At 61.7% G+C, this 22502-nt stretch carries 26 protein-coding genes; 20 read left to right on the top strand and 6 right to left on the bottom strand.

Annotated features, from left to right (window positions below; genetic code table 11):
- Positions 1 to 486 precede the first annotated feature (486 nt).
- The 5 genes from smc (at position 487) to ffh (ending at position 7738) form a co-directional block, all read left to right on the top strand.
- Entirely contained in the window at positions 487 to 4044 is a 3558-nt protein-coding gene (smc, locus tag WDU96_RS08800; RefSeq protein ID WP_337338114.1) for a chromosome segregation protein SMC, read from the top strand.
- A gap of 31 nt (positions 4045 to 4075) precedes the next feature.
- On the top strand, positions 4076 to 4948 hold the full coding sequence (ftsY, locus tag WDU96_RS08795) for a signal recognition particle-docking protein FtsY (RefSeq protein ID WP_337338113.1): 873 nt from the start codon (positions 4076 to 4078) through the stop codon (positions 4946 to 4948).
- A 78-nt stretch (positions 4949 to 5026) separates the two neighbouring features.
- Positions 5027 to 5527 carry a DUF2004 domain-containing protein gene (locus WDU96_RS08790; protein WP_337338112.1) on the top strand — a complete coding sequence of 167 codons (501 nt, stop codon included), beginning with the start codon at positions 5027 to 5029 and terminating at the stop codon, positions 5525 to 5527.
- Positions 5528 to 5546: 19 nt separating this feature from the next.
- Complete coding sequence (locus WDU96_RS08785) at positions 5547 to 6137, top strand: TetR/AcrR family transcriptional regulator (protein ID WP_337338111.1); 591 nt, start codon at positions 5547 to 5549, stop codon at positions 6135 to 6137.
- A 44-nt stretch (positions 6138 to 6181) separates the two neighbouring features.
- On the top strand, positions 6182 to 7738 hold the full coding sequence (gene ffh, locus WDU96_RS08780) for a signal recognition particle protein (protein ID WP_337338110.1): 1557 nt from the start codon (positions 6182 to 6184) through the stop codon (positions 7736 to 7738).
- 73 nt (positions 7739 to 7811) lie between these two features.
- Here ffh and WDU96_RS08775 read toward each other — a convergent pair whose 3' ends face one another.
- Genes WDU96_RS08775 through WDU96_RS08765 form a run of 3 tightly spaced genes read right to left on the bottom strand, consistent with a single transcriptional unit; the run spans position 7812 to position 9674 of the window.
- Positions 7812 to 8972 carry a glutamate--cysteine ligase gene (locus tag WDU96_RS08775; protein WP_337338109.1) on the bottom strand — a complete coding sequence of 387 codons (1161 nt, stop codon included), beginning with the start codon at positions 8970 to 8972 and terminating at the stop codon, positions 7812 to 7814.
- A 34-nt stretch (positions 8973 to 9006) separates the two neighbouring features.
- On the bottom strand, positions 9007 to 9327 hold the full coding sequence (locus WDU96_RS08770; protein ID WP_337338108.1) for a DMT family transporter: 321 nt from the start codon (positions 9325 to 9327) through the stop codon (positions 9007 to 9009).
- On the bottom strand, positions 9324 to 9674 hold the full coding sequence (locus WDU96_RS08765; RefSeq protein ID WP_337338107.1) for a DMT family transporter: 351 nt from the start codon (positions 9672 to 9674) through the stop codon (positions 9324 to 9326). The genes WDU96_RS08770 and WDU96_RS08765 overlap by 4 nt, the downstream gene beginning before the upstream one ends.
- A 272-nt stretch (positions 9675 to 9946) precedes the next feature.
- On the opposite strand from WDU96_RS08765, the gene rpsP reads away from it, so the two are divergent.
- From rpsP to trmD, 4 genes are read left to right on the top strand one after another with little or no spacing between them, the layout of a single operon-like run.
- Complete coding sequence (gene rpsP, locus WDU96_RS08760) at positions 9947 to 10366, top strand: 30S ribosomal protein S16 (protein WP_337338106.1); 420 nt, start codon at positions 9947 to 9949, stop codon at positions 10364 to 10366.
- A 7-nt stretch (positions 10367 to 10373) separates the two neighbouring features.
- Positions 10374 to 10604 carry an RNA-binding protein gene (locus tag WDU96_RS08755; RefSeq protein WP_337338105.1) on the top strand — a complete coding sequence of 77 codons (231 nt, stop codon included), beginning with the start codon at positions 10374 to 10376 and terminating at the stop codon, positions 10602 to 10604.
- Entirely contained in the window at positions 10597 to 11223 is a 627-nt protein-coding gene (gene rimM, locus WDU96_RS08750; protein ID WP_337338104.1) for a ribosome maturation factor RimM, read from the top strand. The genes WDU96_RS08755 and rimM overlap by 8 nt, the downstream gene beginning before the upstream one ends.
- 10 nt (positions 11224 to 11233) lie before the next feature.
- Positions 11234 to 11917 (top strand): tRNA (guanosine(37)-N1)-methyltransferase TrmD, encoded by a 684-nt coding sequence (gene trmD, locus WDU96_RS08745; protein WP_337338103.1) that lies wholly within the window; start codon positions 11234 to 11236, stop codon positions 11915 to 11917.
- Positions 11918 to 11936: 19 nt separating this feature from the next.
- Here the strand turns inward: trmD and map are convergent, their stop codons facing one another.
- Complete coding sequence (gene map, locus WDU96_RS08740; RefSeq protein WP_337338102.1) at positions 11937 to 12719, bottom strand: type I methionyl aminopeptidase; 783 nt, start codon at positions 12717 to 12719, stop codon at positions 11937 to 11939.
- Between the two features lie 115 nt (positions 12720 to 12834).
- Between map and WDU96_RS08735 the strand changes: the two genes are divergently transcribed.
- The 10 genes from WDU96_RS08735 to WDU96_RS08690 all read left to right on the top strand — a co-directional run bounded on the left by WDU96_RS08735 (position 12835) and on the right by WDU96_RS08690 (position 20562).
- Positions 12835 to 13335, top strand: coding sequence for an MFS transporter permease (locus tag WDU96_RS08735; RefSeq protein ID WP_337338101.1), 501 nt, complete (start codon positions 12835 to 12837; stop codon positions 13333 to 13335).
- Positions 13336 to 13498: 163 nt separating this feature from the next.
- On the top strand, positions 13499 to 13849 hold the full coding sequence (gene rplS / locus WDU96_RS08730; RefSeq protein WP_337338100.1) for a 50S ribosomal protein L19: 351 nt from the start codon (positions 13499 to 13501) through the stop codon (positions 13847 to 13849).
- A 135-nt stretch (positions 13850 to 13984) separates the two neighbouring features.
- Positions 13985 to 14779, top strand: coding sequence for a signal peptidase I (gene lepB / locus WDU96_RS08725; protein ID WP_337338099.1), 795 nt, complete (start codon positions 13985 to 13987; stop codon positions 14777 to 14779).
- On the top strand, positions 14776 to 15435 hold the full coding sequence (locus tag WDU96_RS08720) for a ribonuclease HII (RefSeq protein ID WP_337338098.1): 660 nt from the start codon (positions 14776 to 14778) through the stop codon (positions 15433 to 15435). The genes lepB and WDU96_RS08720 overlap by 4 nt, the downstream gene beginning before the upstream one ends.
- A gap of 23 nt (positions 15436 to 15458) precedes the next feature.
- Positions 15459 to 15782 (top strand): DUF2469 family protein, encoded by a 324-nt coding sequence (locus WDU96_RS08715; protein WP_337338097.1) that lies wholly within the window; start codon positions 15459 to 15461, stop codon positions 15780 to 15782.
- Between the two features lie 97 nt (positions 15783 to 15879).
- The gene (locus WDU96_RS08710; protein ID WP_337338096.1) at positions 15880 to 16248 is read left to right on the top strand and encodes a YraN family protein; all 369 of its coding nucleotides are present in this window, start codon (positions 15880 to 15882) and stop codon (positions 16246 to 16248) included.
- Positions 16245 to 17780 (top strand): YifB family Mg chelatase-like AAA ATPase, encoded by a 1536-nt coding sequence (locus tag WDU96_RS08705; protein ID WP_337338095.1) that lies wholly within the window; start codon positions 16245 to 16247, stop codon positions 17778 to 17780. Before WDU96_RS08710 ends, WDU96_RS08705 begins: the two co-directional genes overlap by 4 nt.
- A complete protein-coding gene (gene dprA, locus WDU96_RS08700) occupies positions 17777 to 18982 on the top strand; it encodes a DNA-processing protein DprA (RefSeq protein WP_337338094.1) in 1206 nt (401 codons plus the stop codon). Before WDU96_RS08705 ends, dprA begins: the two co-directional genes overlap by 4 nt.
- A gap of 54 nt (positions 18983 to 19036) precedes the next feature.
- Complete coding sequence (locus WDU96_RS08695) at positions 19037 to 19942, top strand: tyrosine-type recombinase/integrase (RefSeq protein WP_337338093.1); 906 nt, start codon at positions 19037 to 19039, stop codon at positions 19940 to 19942.
- Positions 19943 to 19971: 29 nt separating this feature from the next.
- Complete coding sequence (locus WDU96_RS08690; protein ID WP_337338092.1) at positions 19972 to 20562, top strand: hypothetical protein; 591 nt, start codon at positions 19972 to 19974, stop codon at positions 20560 to 20562.
- A gap of 20 nt (positions 20563 to 20582) precedes the next feature.
- Here WDU96_RS08690 and WDU96_RS08685 read toward each other — a convergent pair whose 3' ends face one another.
- Complete coding sequence (locus WDU96_RS08685; protein ID WP_337338091.1) at positions 20583 to 20969, bottom strand: M23 family metallopeptidase; 387 nt, start codon at positions 20967 to 20969, stop codon at positions 20583 to 20585.
- 131 nt (positions 20970 to 21100) lie between these two features.
- On the bottom strand, positions 21101 to 21247 hold the full coding sequence (locus tag WDU96_RS08680; protein WP_337338090.1) for a hypothetical protein: 147 nt from the start codon (positions 21245 to 21247) through the stop codon (positions 21101 to 21103).
- A gap of 301 nt (positions 21248 to 21548) precedes the next feature.
- Here WDU96_RS08680 and rpsB point away from each other — a divergent pair, with 301 nt between their 5' ends.
- Positions 21549 to 22484: a 30S ribosomal protein S2 gene (rpsB, locus tag WDU96_RS08675; RefSeq protein ID WP_337338089.1), complete on the top strand. Its 936-nt coding sequence runs from the start codon at positions 21549 to 21551 to the stop codon at positions 22482 to 22484.
- The last annotated feature ends 18 nt before the right edge of the window (positions 22485 to 22502 follow it).

The following is a 22502-nucleotide window of genomic DNA, read 5'->3' as shown; positions in this document are numbered from 1 at the left end:
CTACTTTGTGCGTCGGCAATGACGCGAAATGCGGTGTGGAGGAGGGGGAGGGTGCTTGCGACGGCTTTGCGCAGATCGCTTGCACTGGCTTCGCGCCGATGTGAGGCAACGACGATAGCAACCGGCACAAGGAACTGCCGATGCCCCTTTTAGGGCAGAGTTCTCCTGTGCTCGATCAGCTGGAGGTGTGACTACGCCTGTTTTGCACGCGCGCGAAGGAGCCGGTTCCGGCAGTGCATGGCGTGATCGACCACGTGGGGACGACGCAGATGCTGTTTGTGTGCACCGGGAACCTCCTTTCGCTCAACTTGCTACGCGATTCGGACAATAGCGCGGACACCTTGAGTAGGTCAAGGTTCCCTTCACAGTTGTGCGGTGCAGTGTCGTGGACGAAGCGGGCTGCGACCGACCAGCACGCCTGCCGCGCATTGGCGGCGCAGTCCGGTACCGTAGGCGTGTTCCATCGTCAGGAGAGGGCACCCCGATATGCACCTAAAGAGCTTGACGCTCAAAGGGTTCAAGTCGTTTGCGCAGCCGACCACCTTCGCGTTGGAGCCCGGTGTCACCTGCATCGTCGGCCCCAACGGTTCAGGAAAATCCAACGTTGTCGACGCCCTCGCCTGGGTGATGGGCGAGCAGGGGGCGAAGACTCTGCGCGGCGGCAAGATGGAAGACGTCATCTTTGCGGGCACCTCCACTCGAGGACCATTGGGTCGCGCAGAAGTCCAGCTCACGATTGACAACAGCGATGGTGCTTTGCCGATCGAATATTCCGAAGTATCGATAAAGCGCACACTGTTTCGCAATGGTTCGAGCGAGTACGCCATCAACGGCGACACGTGTCGACTGCTGGATGTGCAGGAGCTGTTGAGCGACTCTGGCCTCGGCCGCGAGATGCACGTGATCGTGGGTCAGGGCCGTCTCGACAGTGTGCTGCAGGCGACACCGGAGGACCGGCGCGGCTTCATAGAAGAAGCAGCGGGCATCTTGAAGCACCGCCGCCGCAAAGAAAAGACGCTGCGCAAACTCGATGCGATGGAGGCGAATCTCACCAGGCTGAGTGATCTCGCTGGTGAGTTGCGGCGGCAGTTGAAGCCGCTGGGTAGGCAAGCCGAGATCGCTCGGGAAGCAGCGACCATCGCGGCGGTTGTGCGCGATGCCAAGGCACGAATTTTCGCGGATGACCTGGTGGCGCTGCGTGCCGAGCTTGCCCGTCATGCCGCGAGCGAGCACGAGCGTCACGCGGAGCGGATCGTGTTGCAGGATCGTCTTGAGAACGCGAGAAGTCGCATTGAGCAGCTCGAATCGGATCAACGCTCCGAGGCCGTCGACAACGCGCGGAGCGTATCATTCGGGCTGGAGCGGGTGCAGGAGCGGCTAAGGGGGCTCTACTCGCTCGCTGGCCAGCGTCTTGCTCTGCTCGGCGAGGCCGAAGACGACGATCGTCACGAGCTAACCACCGTCTCGCAGGCGATGATCAATGACGCCCGCGCAGAGATCGATGAGATCGCGGGTGGATTGGGCGGGGCGCAGGATGCTGCGGCCGAAGCTTCGCGAGAGGTTATGCGAGCCCGCGCAGAACTCGATGCGCTCGACGTCGATATCGCCGAGCAGAGTTCTATGGTGTCTGCTCACGACATGAAACTGACCACCCTGCGCGGGCGCGCAGATGCCGCGTCTTCTGCCTTGTCTGCTGTGCAGACCGCCGTTGATCGGCAGCAACGTGCTCTCGACGCCGCGATGCTCAGACGCACTGAAGCGCAACGAGACCTGGATAACATCGACCCAAGCTCAGCGCCACAAGGCTCGGCTGCCGAGCATGCTGAGGCATACGAGCGGGCACAGCGCGAGGCCACCGATGCAGAAGCGCGGGTGGCGGAGTTGCGAGAGAAGCTGCACAAGTCCGAACGCGAGCGTGAGTCGCTAACCGCGCAGACAGCCGCGTTGGGCCGGGCACTCGAAGTGAAGAATGCCGCTTCGAACATGATCGCCGCTGGCGCTCAGGGTGTTCGCGGACTCGTCGGTGACGCGGTTCACATCCGCTCGGGCTACGAAGCGGCGATCGCAGCAGTTCTCGGTCCGTTTGCTGAAGGCTTGCTCGTTGACGATCGCGACTCGGCGTTTGCTCTCGCCAGCGAAGTGAACGGCACCGACGTAGGCGTGGTCGATATCGTCATCGCCGAGTCTTCGGCCCCGGCCAGGGGCATACCGACGGTAATCAAGACGATCGCGGCCGCTGAGGTCGTCACGGCGCCGCCTGGCGTTATGGGTTTGCTCGCTCGCGTCGTCGTAGCCGATGATCTCGAGAGCGCACGGGCTGCCGCCGCGACAGTCGATGCTGAGGCTGCATTGACCATCGTCACCCGTGCGGGCGAGGTGTACACGGCGAACTCGTTGCGAGCGGGTGCGGGAGCGTCACGCTCCCGGCTTGAACTTGCCGCGGAACGGGATGCTGCTGCACAACGCCGGGACGAAGTCACCGCGATTGCAGATCGTTTGCGTGCAGAGCTGCAACAAGCCTCGCAGTCACACGACGACGCTCGCCGAGCGACCAAGAATGCTCTCGCAACGCTTCGCTCGCACGACGCAGCTCTCGCGGCGCACACTGAGCAACTCAACCGGGCGACTATTCGCCACGAATCGGCCGTGGCAGAGTGCGAACGCCTCGCGGCAGGGGTGGCGCAGGCGGTAAACGCGGTCGAGGAGGCGGAGTCAGCAGCTCGTTCAACGCAATCGCAGCTGAACGCAGCCCTTGAGGCGCCGCGGCCGATTCTCGATGCGTCAGCGCGCGAGCCCATGCTCGCTGCTCTGGAAGAAGCCCGTGATGCCGAGATGCGTGCGCGCCTAGACGTGGAGACCCTGCGCGAGCGCATCCGTGCCGAAGAGGCACGTGTGGCGGGCATGGTGCGCCAGCGGGAGCGCGAGCGTGAGGCGGCTGCGGAAGCTGCGCGACGTGCCATTATCCGACGCGGTCAGCGCGAGGTGGCAGCGAGTGTTGCAGCCGCATTGCCCGCCGTGCTCGATTCAGTAGATCGCTCTGTTGCACAAGCGCGACTCGAACTGGTCGCGGCTGAGTCGGCACGCACAGCCGTGACCGATGAACTCGCCGAGCTTCGTCGTCAGGAGTCCAGCCTCAGAGAGCGGCTTGCATCGCTCACTGAGAGTGTGCACGGACTCGAACTGCAGATCCATGAGAAGAAGCTCCACGTCACCGGTCTTCTCGAGCGCGTGAGCTCCGAGCTTGGTCTCGAAGAGAGCATTCTCATCTCGGAATACGGGCCCGACCAGTTGATCCCCGCCGACCGCGTGCTCACGAGCGACAGCGCAACGGCCCACGAAGCCAATGAGAGCGAACCGGTCGATGCGGCGCCTATCGTGTACGACCGCGCCCAGCAGCACAAGCGACTGCAGGAGGCAGAGCGAAAGCTGGGCCGTTTGGGACGAGTGAACCCGCTCGCCCTCGAAGAGTTCTCCGCTCTTGAACAGCGTCACAAGTTCATGACGGAGCAACTCGCGGATCTCACTCAGACGCGAAAAGACCTGGTCACGATCATCGACGAACTCGACGAACGTATGCAGGTCATCTTTCTGGCCGCATTCGAAGACACCAAGGTGGCGTTCGGCGAGGTGTTCCCGATTCTCTTTCCTGGCGGGTCTGGAAGCATCTCACTCACTAAGCCTGACGAGCCCCTCACCACTGGCATCGAGGTATCGGTGCGGCCTGTGGGCAAGAAGATCGAGAGACTCTCGCTGCTTTCAGGCGGCGAGCGCTCGCTTGCAGCGGTCGCCTTGCTCACTGCGATCTTCAAAGCTCGCCCGAGCCCGTTCTATATTCTCGACGAGGTCGAGGCGGCACTAGACGATGCCAACCTCGGTCGTCTGCTTGGTGTCTTCGAGCAGTTGCGTGAGTCGAGTCAGCTCATTGTCATCACTCACCAGAAGCGCACTATGGAGATCGCCGACGCACTCTACGGCGTTTCTATGCGGCAAGACGGGGTGTCGGCAGTCGTCGGTCAGCGCATCGTTGATCGTGCTGCCTCCTAGGCACGCCATCGCGGCACCGTAGGCTGGAGTTATGGCAGAGAGTTCTTGGTCGCTCGGCCGCGCGCTGCGCGGCATGTTCGTCAAACCCACAATCGATGAAACGACGTGGGAAGATCTCGAAACAGCGCTCATCACGGCTGATTTCGGTCCTGACATCTCAGAGCGTGTAATCGACGAGCTTCGCGCGAAGGTAGAGAAGTTCCGCACAACTGACCCGCGGGATCTGCAACGGATGCTGAAGGAAACTCTCGAAGAGCACTTTGCCAAGTTCGATTCGACCCTGAAGCTCACGGAACGACCCGCGGTGGTGCTGGTAGTAGGGGTGAACGGCGTCGGCAAGACGACCACGATCGGAAAGTTCGCCAAGTTCTTGCAGCGCTACGGACGTTCCGTTGTCGTCGGCGCGGCCGACACCTTTCGCGCAGCGGCAGTTGACCAGCTTGCTACCTGGGCCGAGCGAGGGGGAGCGGCGATCGTAAGGCCGCAGCACGAGGGTCAAGACCCTGCCTCCGTTGCTTTTCAGACGATCGACTACGCCAAGCAGACGTCAACGGAGATTGTTCTGGTCGACACGGCGGGTCGTTTGCATAACAAGGGTGGACTGATGGATGAGCTCACCAAGATTCGTCGTGTGATCGAGAAGCAAGCCCCGATCAGCGAAGTGATCCTGGTGCTGGACGCCACCACAGGTCAGAACGGTGTGATGCAAGCCGAGGCCTTTCTTGAGCACGCGGGAGTCACAGGCCTGGCCATCACCAAGCTCGACGGATCCGCCAAGGGCGGTTTTGTTCTCGCCGTTCAGGAGCGCACGGGCATTCCGGTAAAGCTTCTAGGGCAGGGCGAAGGCATCAACGACCTCACCGGGTTCACGCCTCACGTGTTCGTCTCGTCATTGGTCGACTGAGTCACAGTCTCGTAAACGGAAGCGCGGCGCGCCCGGTGTGGACTACCGCGAGGCGACGCAGGCTGGTTCTATTGACCTATGGCAATCGAGCACGACTACTTTGGACTCCTTGAATCCGGTCCCGATGGATCCATCTTCTGGTCAGAGAACGTCGAGATCGGCGACCAGTCAGTGACGGTTGATCTCACGGCTCCCGAGCAGGACGATGTTTCCGCAGCGGCGCTCGATGTCGCCGCCGGGCTGATCTCGGGAATCGAAGACATCGATCGCAGCGCGCGCAATGCGATGGTCAACGAACTCAGCGATCGCACCAGCGAGGTCACCGAGTACATCCTGCAGCAGCAAGATGCGATGGGTGATGAGCTTGAAGAACTTCTCGTCGACATCTCGGGTGATACCCACATCGACGTGATCCGTTCGTTGCAGCTTATGAGCATGACGATTCTCGCTGATGAGCACGGCGGTTCAGATCCGTTCGCGGTGCTTGAGTACGCGCTCGACCCCGACGCCACCGACGACGTTCTGCTTGTGAATCTTGGATCTGACGGCGAAGTGCTTTCCGTGACAAGCGCGGAGTAGCCCCGCTAGCGTGGCTCACGTGACAACCTATTCCGCACGCGTCGGCAGGCCGAAGGCTTCGTCACGTGAGATTCTCGCCGAGGCTGCCTGCGAGTTGTTCCTGGAAAGAGGCTTTGAGGCGACCTCTATTGGCGCGGTCGCGTCGCGTGCAGGCGTGAGCAGATCGAGCTTCTTCAACTACTTCTCGTCGAAGTCAGACATCTTGTGGGCTGGGTTCGACGAATCGTTGCTCGTGCTGGAAGCGTCGCTTGAAAAGCAATCCGATGTGGATGCCGAACAACAGGTACGGTCAGCGGTCGCCGTGCTCGGCGCGGACTTCGTTGCTGACAGCCTTGCTCTGGCAATCTTGAACTCGGGGGCAATGAAACTCACTGACGAGCTGGAGCGCGAATCTGCGCTGCGCAGTTCACGAATCGCCCGTGCGGTGGCTGACCGTTTCGTGGCCGGGGGAGCCGACCGCCTCGCCGCCGACATCGTCGGTGCAGCATGGGGTGGTGCAGTTCTGGCGGCTATTGGCGCATGGGCCCGCGGCGGTGCCGGTCGCGGCGATCTCACAGCCTTCATGATGCTCGCGGCCGATACTGCCTCGTCAATATCGCTCAACGGATGACATGAGCGGAGGTAGCCCGCATGCTCGCGTAGAATTGGCGAATCATGGCAACTTTCGGCACGCTTTCTGACCGTCTTACCGAGACCTTCCGTAATCTGCGGACGAAGGGCAAGCTCTCGCCCGCAGACGTCGACGGAACCGTACGTGAGATCCGTCGCGCCCTGCTCGATGCAGACGTCGCCTTGGTCGTTGTGAAGGATTTCACGTCCAGGGTTCGCGAACGCGCACTTGGCGACGAAGTCAGCAAGGCTTTGAACCCAGCACAGCAGGTCGTGCAGATCGTCAACGAAGAGCTTGTTGCGATTCTCGGTGGCCAACAGCGCCGCCTCGAGTTCGCCAAGACACCTCCGACGGTGATCATGCTCGCCGGTCTCCAGGGCTCGGGAAAGACCACGTTCGCCGGCAAGCTTGCTCGCATGCTCGAGAAGGACGGCCACACGCCGCTCTTGGTGGCAGCTGACCTTCAGCGACCCAACGCGGTAAACCAGCTCCAGGTTGTCGCAGAACGCGCTGGGGCGGCGATCTTCGCCCCGCAACCCGGCAACGGTGTCGGCGACCCGGTGCGCGTGTCAAAAGACGGCGTTGAGTACGCCCGTCAGAAGCAGTACGACACCGTGATCATCGACACCGCCGGACGGCTCGGCGTCGATGCGGAACTCATGAAGCAAGCCGCCGATATCCGCAAGGCGACCAATCCTGACGAAGTCTTGTTCGTCATCGATGCCATGATCGGCCAAGATGCCGTCAGTACCGCCAAAGCCTTCCAGGATGGCGTCGACTTCACGGGCGTCGTGCTATCCAAGCTCGATGGCGATGCTCGCGGTGGCGCAGCACTTTCCGTAGCGTCCGTTACTGGCCGGCCGATCATCTTCGCCTCGAACGGTGAAGGGCTCGACGATGTCGAGGCGTTCCACCCTGACCGAATGGCGTCGCGCATCCTCGATCTTGGTGACATCCTCACGCTGATCGAACAGGCGCAGCAGACGTTCGATGAGGCCGAGGCGATGAAGGTCGCCGAAAAGCTCGCCAGCGAGACGTTCACTCTCGAAGACTTTCTCGAGCAGATGCAGCAGATGAAGAAGATGGGCTCCATGAAGAAGATGCTCGGGATGCTCCCGGGCATGGGGGGCATGAAGGATCAGCTCGACAACTTTGACGAACGTGAGATTGATCGCACTGAGGCGATTATTCGTTCGATGACTGTGGTTGAGCGGCGAAACCCCAAAGTGCTCAACGGGTCGCGACGCCTTCGCATCGCACGTGGTTCTGGCATGACCGTCACGGATGTGAATCAGCTTGTGCAGCGCTTTGATCAGGCGGCGAAAATGATGAAGACCGTTGCCAAGGGCGGCATGCCCAATATTCCCGGGATGGGCCCAGTTCCTGGTTCACGCCCGGGTGCTTCCGCAAAGCGCGGCAAGCAGCAGAAGGCGAAGGGCTCGCGCTCGGGGAATCCTGCAAAACGCGCGGCTGAGAATGCCGGGATTGCTGCCAGCGCATCGGCGTCGCCGACAGGCACGGGGTTTGGCCTCGGCGGCAAGTCAGCAGCGCCCAGCGAGGCTGATCTCGCAGAACTCCAGAAGATGCTTGGCAAGGGTTGAGGCTCGTCCCACGAACTCGGCGGGTCCGCCAAGCATCTCCGCGCAACCGGAGTCGCGCGACTGGCGCGAATACCTAGTTGGTAGAAGCCAGGTGGTCGCGCAACGTGGGCCCGGCACGGAACTCGCGAATGAGATGCTGCACCACTTGACGCAGATCCCCGGCTGCTTCATCCGCCACGCGCAACTGACGCTCATAGCTCGCGCCATTGGTCAGGATGGATTCGATGCCCCGCAGTTCTCGGGCGCACTTCAGATCGTTCGCGATGTCACCCATCTCGTCCAGAATCTGTACAAGGTGCTCTCTGACGGGCATTTGTGCCCCGTCTTGCCCGACGATCACATGCGCGTCTAGTCCATAACGTGCCGCGCGCCACTTGTTCTCACGCACGAACCACGGCTGCAAGTACGACAGTGTGCGGCCCTCATCGAGCTGCCGTGAGAAGTATTCGACGAGAACCTGCACCAGCGCGGCGACGGCGGCGAGCTCGGGCAAGGTCGACATTCCGTCGCACGCGCGAACTTCGATCGTTCCCCACCGCGGAGCAGGCCGGATGTCCCAACGAACCTCGGTCGAGTCCTCCATGACGCCGGTTCTCACCATGTCATCGAGGTAGTGCTCAAACTGCGACCAGTTCTCGAGGGGCCAGGGCAAGCCCGCAGTGGGCAGTTGTTGAAATACGAGGGAGCGGTTGGAGGCATATCCGGTGCGATCGCCCGCCCAGAAAGGGCTTGAGGCAGAGAGCGCCTGAAAGTGGGGAAGATAGGCAGAGAGCGCCCGAATGATGGGGAACACCTTGTTCACGTCTTCAACTCCGACGTGAACGTGGATGCCCCAGATCATCATGTTTCGTCCCCACCACTGGGTCCTATCGATGAGTGAGCGGTAGCGACTCTTATCGCTCACCTCTTGGTCATACCACTGGGCGAATGGGTGACTGCCAGCGCAGAGCAGCTCTATGCCCCGTGTGTCGGTGAAAGTGCGGACCAATCCGATCGAGTCTGCGATGTCGTCGACCGCGGCCGCGACGGTGTCGCCGATGCCGCTGGTGACTTCGATGGTGTTGGTGAGCAGCTCTCCAGTCACCGTGTAACGCTCGAGTGCGCTCGCTTCTTCGAGCGATTCAAGCACCTCTGGCGCCCGTGAGACCAGATCTCCGGTCGCGCCGTCGGCGAGCATCACTTCCCACTCGAGCCCGACCGAAGCGCGCTCTGATGTCGCGAATGGCACCGTCATGGCGACATCCTCGCACGGCAGGGACGGATTTTCGCTACGGCGATCCGAGTTCGATCAGCAGCACGCCGCCAACGATTGCGATGATGCCCAAACCCATGATCCAGGTGAACGGCTCTTTGAACAGCCAATGAGCCAACACAGCCGTGAGCGCAACGCCACACGCCGACCAGATTCCGTAAGCAACGCCGACGGGCATTCCCGCGTTGAGACATTGAAAGAGCAACGTGAAAGCAAGCAGATATGCCGCGACGATCGGCGCAATCCACACGCGCTTGCGTAGGCCCTCAGAAGCACGCAACGCCATCGTTCCAGCCACTTCGAAGATGATCGCGCCCGCGAGAAATAGCCAGATCATTGTGATTCACTCCGCTCCATGGGCTTTGAGCTAGCGGCGCCCAGCTCCACGAGAAGAACGCCACCGATAACGACGACGATCCCGAGCGACATCATCCACGTAAGAGGATCACCGAAGAGCGCGTAGGCGAGCACCGCGGTGAGTGCAACGCCGCTCGCAGCCCATACGCCGTAGGTCAGTCCGATCGGGGCGCCAGCACGCAGCAACATCGCCAAACTGATGAACGCGCCCACGTAGCCGATCACAACCACGATCACCCAGGCGGCATGCTCTGTCATCAGATGCAACGACAGCGTCGCTGATACTTCAAGCACGATCGCTGCGACCAGATACAGCCATTTGGACATGCGCGCCTTTCGAGTGCTGGGCATCCCGACGGGTACAACGGGTTGCGTGATCGTGGTGCTGTTCCAACGGTAGCGGATGACCTACATGCGGCAGGAAGCGGCGTGTCGACGCTGAGTTCGCGACTAGCGTCGTCATCTGGCAGAATAGAGGGTCGGATCACCTGCTCGACCCTCTATCCAGCAGGGGAGATCCTCCTCAGAGCTTCCGCCGGGTGTGCACCCCACGCTCCAGGCGATCAGTTCGTTCACTTTTAGACACATTCAGGAGAATCGTGGCTGTCAAGATCCGTCTCAAGCGCTTGGGCAAAATCCGCGCGCCGTATTACCGCATCGTCGTTGCCGACTCGCGCACCAAGCGCGATGGCCGTGTTATCGAAGAGATCGGCAAGTACCACCCCACCGAAGAGCCTTCGTTCATCGAGGTTGACTCCGAGCGTGCACAGTACTGGCTCAACGTCGGCGCACAGCCGACCGAGCAGGTTGCTGCGTTGCTCAAGCTGACCGGCGACTGGGGCAAGTTCAAGGGTGACAAGGACGCAGTGTCGACTGTCAAGACACGCGAACCGAAGCCAGAGTTCAGCATCGACGCGTCAAAGAAGTCAGTTATCAAGCCGAAGGCTGAGAAGAAGGCTGAGGCTCCGGCCGAAGCTGAAGCCGAGGCTCCCGCCGCTGACGCAACTGACGCAGAGTAGTACTCCGTTGCTGGCTGCCGCGCTCGAGCACATCGTCAAGGGGATTGTTGATCACCCGAGCGATGTCCGTATCGACTCGAGCACCTCGCCGCGAGGCGACGTGCTCGAGGTACACGTTCACCCCGATGACCGGGGTCGCGTGATCGGGCGCGGCGGCCGCACGGCCAAAGCCCTGCGCACTCTTATTGGCGCACTCGCGGACGGACAGCGTGTCCGCGTTGATGTTGCCGATGACTGAAGTGGCAGGCGACCCACCCAGCGAGACTGGCGGGGAAAAGACTCAACTGCGTGTTGGACGCCTCGTAAAGGCACACGGGCTCAAAGGCGCCATCAAACTCGAGCTGTACACGGATGACCCTGAAGGACGCTTCGTCCCGGGCGCTGTGTTCACTTTGCAGGTCCCTGAATCTTCGCCGTGGCACGGTAAGCCCCTCACCGTCCGAGAGTTCCGTTGGATGAACTCGCACGCCGTCGCCTTCTTCGAAGGTGTCGAGGATCGTGACGCTGCCGAGGAGCTGATTAGGGCGATCTTGTGGATCGATCAAGACCCGGCGGTCGTGCCGGTCGAGGAAGACGCATGGTTTGACCACCAGCTTGTCGGTCTCGACGCAGTTCGCGACGGTCAGATCATCGGCCGCGTCATTCGCGTAGAGCACTTTCCCGCGCAGGACCTTCTTGTGATCCGCACAGAGAGTGACGACGAGGTCCTTGTGCCGTTCGTCAAGGCGATCGTTCCCGAGGTGGACGTCTCGCAGGGACGTGTCATCTTGACTCCGCCAGCCGGTTTGCTCGAAGAATTGGTCGATAGTGACGACTCGGGCTCCGAAGAAGCCGAGACGCCAGCTGACCAGAGCTGAGACGTGAATCATGCGCGTTGATATCGTCACCATATTCCCGGCGTTCTTCGATGTTCTGAACGTTTCTCTCATCGGGAAGGCGCGCGATCGCGGCATCCTCAATCTAAACGTCCACGACCTTCGTGAGTGGACTCAGGATCGCCATCACACTGTCGATGACACCCCCTATGGCGGCGGCGCGGGGATGGTGATGAAGCCCGAGCCGTGGGGCGAGGCCCTCGACTCATTGCTCTCGCCCGACGCCGTTTTGCTTGTCCCATCGCCGGCGGGTGAACGCTTTTCTCAACCCCTTGCTCGTGAACTGGCTGGCGAAGACCATTTGGTGTTCGCCTGCGGTCGCTACGAGGGCATCGACCAGCGCGTTGTCGACCACTTTGCCGCCCGGGGACGCGTACGTCTGGTGAGCTTGGGTGACTACGTTCTCAACGGCGGGGAAGTGGCGGCGATGGCCATCATCGAAGCAGTCTCGCGACTCATTCCGGGCGTGGTGGGAAATCCGATGTCGCTCGTCGAGGAGTCGCACGAGGCGGACGGGTTGCTCGAGTATCCGAGCTACACCAAGCCCGCGGTTTGGCGCGATTTGCACGTTCCACCCGTACTGCTCAGTGGCAACCACGGCGCAATCGCAACATGGCGACACGAGCAGAGCATGCAGCGCACGGTTCAGAACCGTCCCGACCTACTCGGGGAGTAGCTCCTGGGAGGTGCCTGGTTCAGTTCGCGCCCAAGCCAGAGCGATCTGTCAGGACGATCGGACCCGCGTCAGTGATGGCAACGGTGTGTTCAGAGTGTGCGCCGCGACTTCCGTCCGCGCTTCGAAGCGTCCAGCCATCTGGATCAGTGACCAGCTTGTCTGTGGTTTGCAGGAACCACGGCTCAAGCGCCAAAACGAGCCCGTCGCGCAAGGGGAATCCGCGACCAGCGCGGCCGTCATTGGGCACGTGAGGGTCGCCGTGCATGACTCGGCCGACACCGTGCCCACCAAAGTCGGTGTTGATGGAGTACCCGTCGGCGTGGGCAATTTCTGCGATCGCCGCTGAGATGTCGCCGATGCGGTTGCCGACAATGGCGGCAGAAATCGCTGCATCAAGCGCGCGCTCGGTGGTGTCGATCAGCGCGAGGTCTTCATCCCTTGGTGTGCCCACGACGAACGAAAGTGCGGAATCGGCAACCCAGCCGTTGACCGACACCGCAAAGTCCACGGAGACAAGATCCCCGTCGCGCAGTGCGTAGTCGAAGGGCAGTCCGTGCAAGACCGCGTCGTTGATCGATGTGCAGATCACCTTGCCAAAGGGGCTCGCGCCGAAGGACGGGTGGTAGTCGATGTAGCAAGATTCTGCACCTGCTTTGCGAATCAACTCGTGCGCGCGTCGGTCGATGGCAAGAAGATTCATTCCCACCGTGATTTCTTCGCGCAGGGTTGCGAGCGTTTCAGCCACAAACCTGCCTGCTGGCCGCATCGCATCGATCTCGGTGGGCGTGCGCAATTCGATCATTGCGTCTCCTCTCATCTTTTCCATTGTGTCGGACGCATTGCGTCATGGCTGGGAGAGTGCCCCAGACCGCATAGGTGCATAGCGCCTCGCGGGTGCGCGGGCGTACCATCGACCTATGTGGTTGCGCAGGGCGTTCTATAGCTGGTTGATCCCCGCTGCCTTTTTGTTGCCGCTTTGGCTCTTCGTGGGTTGGGGCGTGTTCAACGCGGGAGGCTGGGCATTTCTGTGGGTCCTGTTGATCGCAGTACCGTCCGTGTTCGTCGGCCAGTTGCTTCTCACTCTCCTGGTCCGCGCCCGCGGCACCGTGAGAGCGCAACACGCGGTGTCATGGTGGGATGTGCTCGGGTTCTCCATCTGGCACCTCCTGACCATTTCGCTTGGCTTCTACGCGCAGGCTTGGTGGGCACCGGTGTTCGTGCTCACGATCTTCGTCGCAGTGGGGCTCTTCTGGCTCGAACTTTGGCAGTTGTGGCGCGAAGCGCAGCCGGCGCGAATGGTGTTGCGCACCGAGGAGGGCGTTGCCTATCTGCGACCGGCCGCTCAGCCGACTCGCGAGTCTGCGTCCACCGACGAAGCGGTGTTCGTCATAAACGAGCACCCGCCCGCATCACGCTAGTTTTGCCCGCACCCGTATCCATGGCAGAATAGATCTTCGTGCCCTGACCAGCTTCTGCCTCAGGGGAACAAAGCCGCCTGGATACACCGGCGGCTTCGGGGCACCGCACTCCTTTCCATTCCTTCCCGTAGTCGACCTGTGGCGGCTGCAGAGAGATACGATCATGCAGATCCTCGATTCGGTCGACGCAGCATCGCTGCGTACCGACATCCCCACCTTCAACGCCGGCGACACTGTCAAGGTTCACGTAAACATCACCGAAGGCAACCGTTCACGTATCCAGGTTTTCCAGGGCGTTGTTATCGGTCGCTCGGGTGACGGCGTTCGCGAGACCTTCACCGTTCGCAAGATCAGCTTCCAGGTTGGCGTCGAGCGTACCTTCCCGGTGCACAGCCCCGTCATCGACCACATTGAAGTCGTGACCTTCGGCGACGTGCGCCGCGCGAAGCTGTACTACCTGCGCGACCTGCGCGGCAAGAAGGCGAAGATCAAGGAGAAGCGTTTCTCTCGCTGACTCGCTCTCTGATAAATACCCCGCACCTTTGGTGCGGGGTATTTTCTGTTTGTCGCATATATGCCTGCGCGCGCAACGGAGTGTGGCAACCTTGACAGATGCTCCGATGGGCGGAGCGAGGCGAAGGAAACTGCGATGACCACCGAGAAGACCGCGCCGACCCCGGTGGGCGAATCTTCGCGGGCTGAGATTTCGTCGCGACGGCGGCGGCGGGGTTGGCTCACTTTCGCTCGTGATGTGGTCGTCATCGTCCTGATCGCTGTTCTGGTTTCTTTCCTAGTCAAGACGTTCGTGGTGCGTTCTTTCTATATTCCTTCGGGGTCGATGGAGAACACCCTGCAGGTCAATGACCGCATTTTGGTAGATGAGATCACACCGCGATTCGCGGGCTACTCAAGGGGCGATATCGTGGTCTTTGAAGATCCCGGTGGCTGGTTGCCTGTGACGACGCAAGCCGCCCGACCGCCGATCATCGAAGGCGTCGATTGGATGCTTTCGCTCGTCGGATTGTCGTCTCCAGACAGCGACGATCATCTGGTGAAGCGATTGATCGGGCTTCCCGGCGACCACGTGGTCTGCTGCAACAGCGTCGGTCAGATCACGGTCAACGGCACGGCGATTGACGAGTCGGCCTACATCAAGACTCCGACGGTGGATGCTGCCGCGTCGGGTGACGAGTTTGATGTGATCGTTCCCGACGACAGCCTGTGGGTGCTCGGCGACAACCGGTACCGCTCGAAGGACTCCAGGTACAACACTGATCAGCCAGGCAAGGGCTTCGTGCCCGTAGACAACGTCGTGGGGCGTGCGTTCCTGGTTACCTGGCCATTCGATCGATTTGGCCTGCTGGACTTTCATCATGAACAGTTCGCCGGAGTGGCCGACCCGCAGAACCCTGCCACCACGGACACCGGAGAACCTGCTCAGTGACGGTGATTGATCCTCGACTCACTATGGAACGCCGGCTGCTCAAGGAGCACTCCCTTGTCATCGCCTGTGATGAAGTGGGTAGAGGCGCACTAGCCGGGCCGGTCGCCGTCGGCGCGGTCGTGCTCGATGCCCCTCGCTCACGCAAACGCGTGCCGCAGGGCCTTAGGGACTCGAAGCTGGTTCCTGAAGCACGCCGCGGCGAAGTCGCTGCGCGAGCCGAGGCTTGGGTCGCTGCGAGTGCGGTGGGATGGGCGAGCGCAGCTGACATCGATCAGATCGGCATCATGCGCGCTCTGGGTCTTGCCGCGCTGCGGGCACTCGATGATCTGCGCACGGTCGGTGTTGTGCCCGAAGAGGCGATTGTGCTGCTCGACGGCAACTACGACTACATCACGCCGGCTGGCGGCGCGGGGTTGCACGTCCAGCCCGTTGTCAAAGCAGATCGCGATTGCGCATCCGCGGCGGCAGCGTCTGTTCTCGCCAAAGTTCAACGTGATGCCCTCATGATCGAATTGCATGACGAAACGCCCGCCTATGTGTGGGCCCGCAACAAGGGCTATGCGAGCCTTGCCCACCGCGCTGCAATTCGCGAGCACGGACTCAGCCGACATCATCGTGCATCGTGGTCGATTCGCGATGCGCCAACGTTGTTCTAAGAGAGCCATAGGATAGAAGCACCATGGACGATGAGGTATTCGAAGACTACGACCGTGAGCTTGAGCTTGCGCTCTACCGTGAGTACCGAGATGTGGTGGCGCAGTTCGCTTACGTGATCGAGACGGAGCGACGCTTCTATCTCGCCAACGAGGTGAATGTTGTGCGCCAGGATACCGAGCACGACTTCTACTTCGAGATTTCGATGTCAGATGTGTGGGTCTGGGATATCTACCGAGCCGATCGCTTTGTGAAAGCGGTGCGGGTGCTGACGTTCAAAGATGTCAATGTTGAAGAGCTCACGCGGCGTGACTTCCAGCTTCCTGAGGAACTTTCGCTCGACAACTGATCTGACGCGCTCCTCCCCAGTGTTCGGGGACAGCCGCGTCTGCACGGCGTGGAGCGTTCGTCGGAGCGTAGCCTCCGGATGAGCCTATTATCTGCCTATGGCAGAAAAGGATCTCCTCGGGCGTGCAGGCGAAGACCGCGCCGCCCGCTATCTTCAGAGCCTCGGCTACGTCGTACTCGATCGCAACTGGCGCTGTGCGGCCGGTGAGATTGATCTCGTTGTCGCTCGGGCGAACGAGCTGGTCATCGTCGAGGTGAAGACCCGTCGCAGCGAGCGATTCGGGCACCCTTTCGAGGCGATTGGTGCGGCGAAACGCGTTCGGCTGTGGCGTTTGAGCGTCGCCTGGACCGCCCAACATCGAAAACAGGCACGAGGAAGGCATGTGCGGATCGACGCTATCGGGGTCACGGGAGCCAACCCCGAGACCGCGATCCTCGAACACCTTGAGGACGTGGACGTCGTATGAAGGTTGCGCGTACGCTCTCAGTCGCCCTCGTCGGTGCCGAAGGTGAGATAGTCGAAATCGAGGCCGACCTGTCCAACCAGACCCCGGATTTCAAGATCATCGGGTTGCCAGACAAGGCGCTTGCTGAAGCGGTGCAAAGAGTTCACAACGCGTGTGCCAACAGTGATCTCGCTTTGCCACGACGTCGGCTGACGATCAACCTGTCGCCTGCCAGTCTTCCGAAGCACGGCTCCGGCTTCGATGTGGCGATCGCCACCGTCGCTGTGGCGACCGAGATTGCGATGAATGCTGACTCTGTCGCTTCGACCGTGCACTTGGGCGAGCTTGGTTTGGATGGCAGATTGCGTCCGATACCAGGGATTCTGCCCGCGGTTCTTGCGGCAGCGCGCGCTGGACACAAGCGCATCGTCGTACCGTTTGCGAACACGCAAGAAGCACAACTGGTCGATGGTGTTGAGATTCTGGGGGCCATCAACCTGGCTCAGGTTGCGTCATGGCACGGTGCCGACGTCTGCGTGCCGGACGAAGAGCCGATCACACTGGCTGCGGCGTCTGACTCCACCGCTGCGACGGACACGATCCCTGACCTGACGGATGTCGTCGGTCAGCGCGATGCGGTCAACGCCCTGATCGCGGCGGCGGCCGGTGGACATCACCTGCTGATGTGTGGACCGCCGGGCGCGGGAAAGACGATGCTGGCTCGCCGGCTGCCGGGGATCCTGCCGCCGCTCGGGGATCGAGCGGCCTTGGCAGTTGCTTCCATTCGCAGTCTCTCGGGCACCCGGGTCGTCGACCTCGACAGGAACGCGCCCTTTGAAGCTCCGCACCATAGCGCGAGTGTCGCCGCGCTCGTGGGTGGTGGTTCGAGGATTGTGCGCCCGGGTGCGATCGCGCGGGCAACCGAAGGCATCTTGTTCCTCGATGAGGCGGGGGAGTTTCAAGCAAGCGCGCTCGACGCGTTGCGCCAGCCGTTGGAATCGGGAACGATCACAATCAACCGAGCGGGTTTGAGCGCCGAGTTTCCCGCGAAGTTTCAGCTCGTGTTGGCAACGAACCCCTGCCCCTGTGGCGACTATGGCATCCGCGGGGGAAACTGCACTTGTCCGCCAGCCGCGATCCGACGATATCTAGGTCGACTCTCGGGCCCGCTACTCGACCGCATCGATATCGAGTTGACGCTCGCTCGTGTCTCGGTTGCTCAGCGACGGTCTGAAGTCGTCGCGGTGTCAACGTCAGAGGCGCGGCTTCGTGTCGCGGAAGCGCGGGCACGGGCTGCGCAGCGGCTGATCGACACTCGGTGGCAGCTCAACGCTGAGATTCCCGGCAGCTGGCTTCGCGACGGCCCACGGTCACCGTCGCCAACAGTGAGACGGCCACTAGACGTCGCTTTGCGTAAGGGAGCCATCACGCTTCGCGGGTTTGACCGGGTGTTGCGCTTGGCATGGACGTTGGCAGATCTCGACGGCAAAGCGCAACTCGGCCTCGATCACATTGGCCGCGCTCTGTTTCTGAAGAAGGGGATGGCGCTGTGACTGACTTCTGCCTCGACATTGATCTGGCACATCAGAGTGTTGCGGGACTGGGAACCCAGCTCAAAGATGACTACTCGGTGCGGGAGAACGCGGCCCGAATCGTGTGGAACCATCTCACTGAGCCCGGCGACGGTATCGCCGGGCTCATCGTCGATGCCTATGGTGCGGCAGATGGCCTTGACAGACTCGTTGCCGATGCGCGCGGCGGTTATGACGCCCTTTCGCCGCTGCTGGACCAGAAGACGCACAGCGATGCGTTGCGTCGATGGCTGCCGCGACTGTCACAGCAGGCAGTGAGCGACACCGTCGCGCTGGCTCAACGCAGGGGAATTGCGCTTGTTGTCCCTGGCGATGATGGATGGCCACTCGAGTTGGGTGACCTCGGCGTGCACGCTCCGATCTGCCTCTGGGTGCGCGGCACCCCCTCGCTGCTGCGTTCTTCCGTCCCGCAGGCCGCCATCGTCGGCGCGCGTGCTGCGACAGCCTATGGCGAACATGTTGCGATGGAGCTTGCCTCGGAGCTTGCCGCGTCGGGAGTGGCCATCGTTTCTGGTGCCGCATATGGGATTGATGGCGCCGCGCATCGAGCAGCTCTGATCGCTGGCGGAACCACAATTGCGCTGATGGCGGGTGGCGTCGATCGGTCGTACCCGGCGGGACACACCCAGCTGCTGGATCGAATTGCCGAAACCGGCGTGGTCGCGAGCGAAACGCCTCCGGGATCCGCGCCGACAAAATGGCGATTCTTGCAGCGAAATCGCATAATTGCGGCGCTGGCTTCGGGCACGGTCGTGGTGGAAGCAGGATGGCGCAGCGGTTCGTTGAATACGGCCGGCCATGCAGCGCAGCTGTGTCGCCCGTTGGGTGCGGTTCCTGGCCCCATCACTTCGGCGACTTCGGCCGGATGTCACCGCCTGTTTCGAGAGTTCGGTGCGCAGTGTGTAACAAGTGCCTCCGATGTTCGAGAACTTCTTGGTATGAGCGCTTCAGACGACGCGACGGCAGTGCTTGACCTGGCTGGTACGGACGACACCACAAGAGTTCTCGACGCGCTCAGCGCGCGAGTCTGGCGTGAAACAGCCGACGTCGCCAGGCGCGCGGGCATGATTCCCGAAGAAGTCGAGGCCGCGCTCGGGATGCTGACGCTCGACGCAAAGGCGGAGCGATCCCCGCGCGGTTGGCGACGCAACAGCGAAAGATGAAGGACACGGTGAGGCAGCAGGCTGGGCGCACCTGACAGAGGGCATGCTTGAGTGATGGAGTTCAACGAGGCGGCCGATGCTTTCGTGGAGCATCTGCTCAAGGTGCGACGGCTCTCGCCCGCGACCGCGCGAGCGTACCGCTCGGATCTGCTAGACCTCGCACGCTCAAGTGGCGATTGCTCGCTGAATGAGATCGAACTTGAGTCCCTTCGCGAGTGGCTGTGGGTCGCGACCAAACGAGGCGATGCAAAGGCAACCATCGCGCGCCGCACAGCAGCAGCACGGAGTTTCTTTGCCTGGACTGTCGAGCAAGGACTGATCGAGAGAGATCCGAGTCTGCGGTTGGTAGCGCCCAAGCGCGGTCGCTCGCTGCCGCGCATCGCGACCCAAGATGCGCTGGCGACGTTACTCAGCGCTATGCAGGTCGCTGCGTCGTCGGGAGACGCGATTGCGCTGCGCGACCATGCCCTGGTTGAAATGCTCTACGGCGCAGCTCTGCGTGTCTCCGAGGTGTGTCGTCTTGACCTAAGCGACTTGGACCGCACCCAGCGCACGGCTCGAGCAATGGGGAAGGGCTCCAAAGAGCGGGTAGTGCCTTACGGCGGCGCGGCCGCGCGTGCGGTGGATAGCTACCTTGTGCGGGGCCGGCCTGCACTCGTCGCACGAGCTGCGGGATCGCCCACGGAGACTGCGCTGTTCTTAGGAGCCCGCGGTGGACGCATGGGGACTAGGGCCGTGTACGACGTGGTGTCACGTGCGCTTGGCGAGCACGTCGGTGGTGCGGCAGGACCGCACTCCCTGCGTCATTCGGCGGCAACCCATCTGCTCGATGGCGGAGCGGATCTACGGAGTGTGCAAGAAATACTTGGGCACGCAAGTCTGGGCACGACTCAGATATACACTCATGTGTCCAGTGAGCGCTTAGCAGAAAGCTATCGGCTGGCACACCCCCGTGCATGACAGCTGAAGCGTGCGTTAGCGTCGGGCGCATGCCGAAACTACGTTCACCACTGGGCGCAATCTTTCTGACCGTTGCTGTCACGAGTCTCGTCGCGTGTGCACCATCGACACAGTCGCCAGTCGCGCCGAACAGTGGCGACGGCAGTAGTCAAGAAGAGTCCTACACGGGCCGAGACAAAACCGACGATCTCGATGAGTCCGCAGATACCGACGGTGATGATCGCGCGGTTCGCGAACGGGTGGACTGTGCTGGTGCTGCGGTAACGGTTGCCGACAGTGCAGCTGAGTTCGAATTGCGTGGAGTATGTCCTCAGATCACGATCGAAGGCAACGACCTCGAGGTCGAACTCGAAGGAGCCGAAACGGGGGCCATCGTCATGCGCGGCGATCGGATCGATGTGGATGCAGGTGACGTCAGTTCCGTGTCGATCAGTGGCCAATCCAACAGCGTGGATGCGGCCAGCTTAGGCAGCCTCGATATCGCGGGTTCAAGAAACGAGGTCGATATCGACGGAATAGTTGGCTCCGTGGTCATCAATGGTGACGACAACAACGTCCACGGCCGAGAGATCGGGAATGTGAACGATTCCGGCTCACGCAACGAGATGCGTCGTGACTAGTCACGCGATTCGTGGATTTCTCAGCAGCAAGGAAGCAGCACCGCGAGTGGAACTTCGCCGACCAGCACCGCGGGATTGATGTAGTGCCCATGCAATCTCACACCGACGTGCAGATCTCCCTGATCGGCGTGCCCGCCGACGGCGAGCTCGCCGACAGCTTCTTGCCGAGCTACGTCGGTGCCCGCACTGAGGTCTGAAGCCACCGGTTCTAGCGTGGTCACCAAACCCCCGCCGTGGTCAATCGTGATGATGGCCCGGTCGACCACGTGTCCCACGAACGCCACCCTTCCATCTGCTGGTGCTAAGACGGTGTTGTCCGCCAGTGCGCGCAGGTCGACACCGCGGTGACCGGCCGCGTATTCGTGGGAGGGTGCAACGAACGGCCGCGTGACTTCGAAACTGGCCAACGGCCAATTCCACTCCACGCGTGGGGCAGAGTCAGAAACAGCGTTGGCGGAGCGGTTCGCGTACGGCGGCTCTGGCGCGGATGGCGCGGATGGCGCGGAGGCAGTTGCTGGCGCCGCCAATATCGGTGTCATCAGAACACCGATGGCCAGGCTGAGCGCCCAGCGAACTCTTCTTCGCGAACGTCGCGAGCGTCGCGAACGTCGGGGATGTCCGGCACTCGGGGAATGTGAGGAATGTGGAGCGACGTGGCGATCTTCATCGTTGTGCACATGAACATCATTCGTCCTCGCGGCGAGCTCACTGCGAACCGAGGTGAAACTCTATTCGCAGCACGCGCCGCGCCGCACGGGGGAGGAGCCGGTGCTGGTACACTGAACGAGCACCTTGCTTGTCAGGGTGACTACGCGTGCCCACAGCGCAACGGCCCCTCTGCGAGGGGGCCGCGTGGCAACTACTCCCAACGGTCTCACGGAATCTTCCGTGAGCGGGCGTGTGCCGGGCACTAGGCTCACCGGTCACCATCGGTGAAACACACAACCGCAAGAGGCGCCTCAGTGCGCCAGAACAGGAGGACGGCCATGGCCGTCGTAACCATTCGCCAGCTGCTCGACAGCGGCGTCCACTTCGGACACCAGACCCGCCGGTGGAACCCGAAGGTGAAGCGCTTTATTCTTACCGAGCGCTCGGGCATCCACATCATCGACCTCCAGCAGTCGCTGTCGTACATCGACAAGGCGTACGAGTTCGTCAAGGAGACCGTCGCGCACGGCGGCACGGTGCTCTTCGTTGGCACCAAGAAGCAGGCACAGGAAGTCCTCGCTGAACAGGCCACGCGTGTTGGTCAGCCATACGTGAACCAGCGCTGGCTCGGCGGTCTGCTCACCAACTTCCAGACCGTTTCCAAGCGTCTCGCTCGCATGAAGGAACTCGAAGAGCTCGACTACGAGAACCCCGCTGCAAGTGGCTTCACGAAGAAGGAGCTCTTGCTGAAGAAGCGTGAGCTGGACAAGCTTCACAAGTCACTCGGTGGAATTCGCAACATGTCGAAGACCCCCTCGGCGATCTGGGTCATCGACGCAAAGCGTGAGCACCTTGCGATCAGCGAGGCAGCAAAGCTTGGCATCCCCGTCATCGGCATCCTCGACACCAACGCAGACCCTGACGAGTTCCAGTTCCCGATCCCGGGCAACGACGACGCAATTCGTTCGGTCAGCCTGCTGACGCGCATCATCGCCGACGCGGCCGCTGAAGGTCTGATCCAGCGCCACCAGCCGAGCGAGGAAGCTGCTGACGCTGAGCCACTGGCCGACTGGGAGCGCGCGCTGCTTGAGCAGCCTGCAGAAGACGGCGCCGCTGCGACAGAAACTGCTGAAGCACCGGCTACTGCAGAAGCTGAATCTCCCGCCAAGGCCGCTGCAGAGGCTGAGGCCCCGGCTGAGTCCGCTGCCGAGGTTACTGAAGCGCCTGCCGAGGCTGCCGAAGAGGCCAAGGTTGAAGAGGTCGCTGCCGAGTAATTCGGCGCCCCATTTAGA

It is taken from the genome of Microbacterium marmarense, from assembly GCF_037204165.1.
GTDB classification, from domain to species: Bacteria; Actinomycetota; Actinomycetes; order Actinomycetales; family Microbacteriaceae; genus Microbacterium; species Microbacterium marmarense.
The sequence above is the reverse complement of the archived record's forward strand: the minus strand, read 5'-3'. Positions and strand labels throughout refer to the sequence as shown.

Excerpts from the sequence above, each read along its gene's own strand:
- ffh (WP_337338110.1), top strand. The coding sequence starts at position 6,182 with ATGGCAACTTTCGGCACGCTTTCTGACCGTCTTACCGAGACCTTCCGT.
- map (WP_337338102.1), bottom strand. The coding sequence starts at position 12,719 with ATGATCGAATTGCGCACGCCCACCGAGATCGATGCGATGCGGCCAGCA.
- trmD (WP_337338103.1), top strand. The coding sequence starts at position 11,234 with ATGCGCGTTGATATCGTCACCATATTCCCGGCGTTCTTCGATGTTCTG.
- WDU96_RS08735 (WP_337338101.1), top strand. The coding sequence starts at position 12,835 with ATGTGGTTGCGCAGGGCGTTCTATAGCTGGTTGATCCCCGCTGCCTTT.
- WDU96_RS08680 (WP_337338090.1), bottom strand. The coding sequence starts at position 21,247 with ATGTTCATGTGCACAACGATGAAGATCGCCACGTCGCTCCACATTCCT.
- WDU96_RS08695 (WP_337338093.1), top strand. The coding sequence starts at position 19,037 with ATGGAGTTCAACGAGGCGGCCGATGCTTTCGTGGAGCATCTGCTCAAG.
- WDU96_RS08710 (WP_337338096.1), top strand. The coding sequence starts at position 15,880 with ATGGCAGAAAAGGATCTCCTCGGGCGTGCAGGCGAAGACCGCGCCGCC.
- rimM (WP_337338104.1), top strand. The coding sequence starts at position 10,597 with ATGACTGAAGTGGCAGGCGACCCACCCAGCGAGACTGGCGGGGAAAAG.
- WDU96_RS08715 (WP_337338097.1), top strand. The coding sequence starts at position 15,459 with ATGGACGATGAGGTATTCGAAGACTACGACCGTGAGCTTGAGCTTGCG.
- WDU96_RS08705 (WP_337338095.1), top strand. The coding sequence starts at position 16,245 with ATGAAGGTTGCGCGTACGCTCTCAGTCGCCCTCGTCGGTGCCGAAGGT.
- WDU96_RS08770 (WP_337338108.1), bottom strand. The coding sequence starts at position 9,327 with ATGATCTGGCTATTTCTCGCGGGCGCGATCATCTTCGAAGTGGCTGGA.
- rpsB (WP_337338089.1), top strand. The coding sequence starts at position 21,549 with ATGGCCGTCGTAACCATTCGCCAGCTGCTCGACAGCGGCGTCCACTTC.
- ftsY (WP_337338113.1), top strand. The coding sequence starts at position 4,076 with ATGGCAGAGAGTTCTTGGTCGCTCGGCCGCGCGCTGCGCGGCATGTTC.
- WDU96_RS08690 (WP_337338092.1), top strand. The coding sequence starts at position 19,972 with ATGCCGAAACTACGTTCACCACTGGGCGCAATCTTTCTGACCGTTGCT.
- WDU96_RS08790 (WP_337338112.1), top strand. The coding sequence starts at position 5,027 with ATGGCAATCGAGCACGACTACTTTGGACTCCTTGAATCCGGTCCCGAT.
- smc (WP_337338114.1), top strand. The coding sequence starts at position 487 with ATGCACCTAAAGAGCTTGACGCTCAAAGGGTTCAAGTCGTTTGCGCAG.
- lepB (WP_337338099.1), top strand. The coding sequence starts at position 13,985 with ATGACCACCGAGAAGACCGCGCCGACCCCGGTGGGCGAATCTTCGCGG.
- WDU96_RS08765 (WP_337338107.1), bottom strand. The coding sequence starts at position 9,674 with ATGTCCAAATGGCTGTATCTGGTCGCAGCGATCGTGCTTGAAGTATCA.
- rplS (WP_337338100.1), top strand. The coding sequence starts at position 13,499 with ATGCAGATCCTCGATTCGGTCGACGCAGCATCGCTGCGTACCGACATC.
- WDU96_RS08775 (WP_337338109.1), bottom strand. The coding sequence starts at position 8,972 with ATGACGGTGCCATTCGCGACATCAGAGCGCGCTTCGGTCGGGCTCGAG.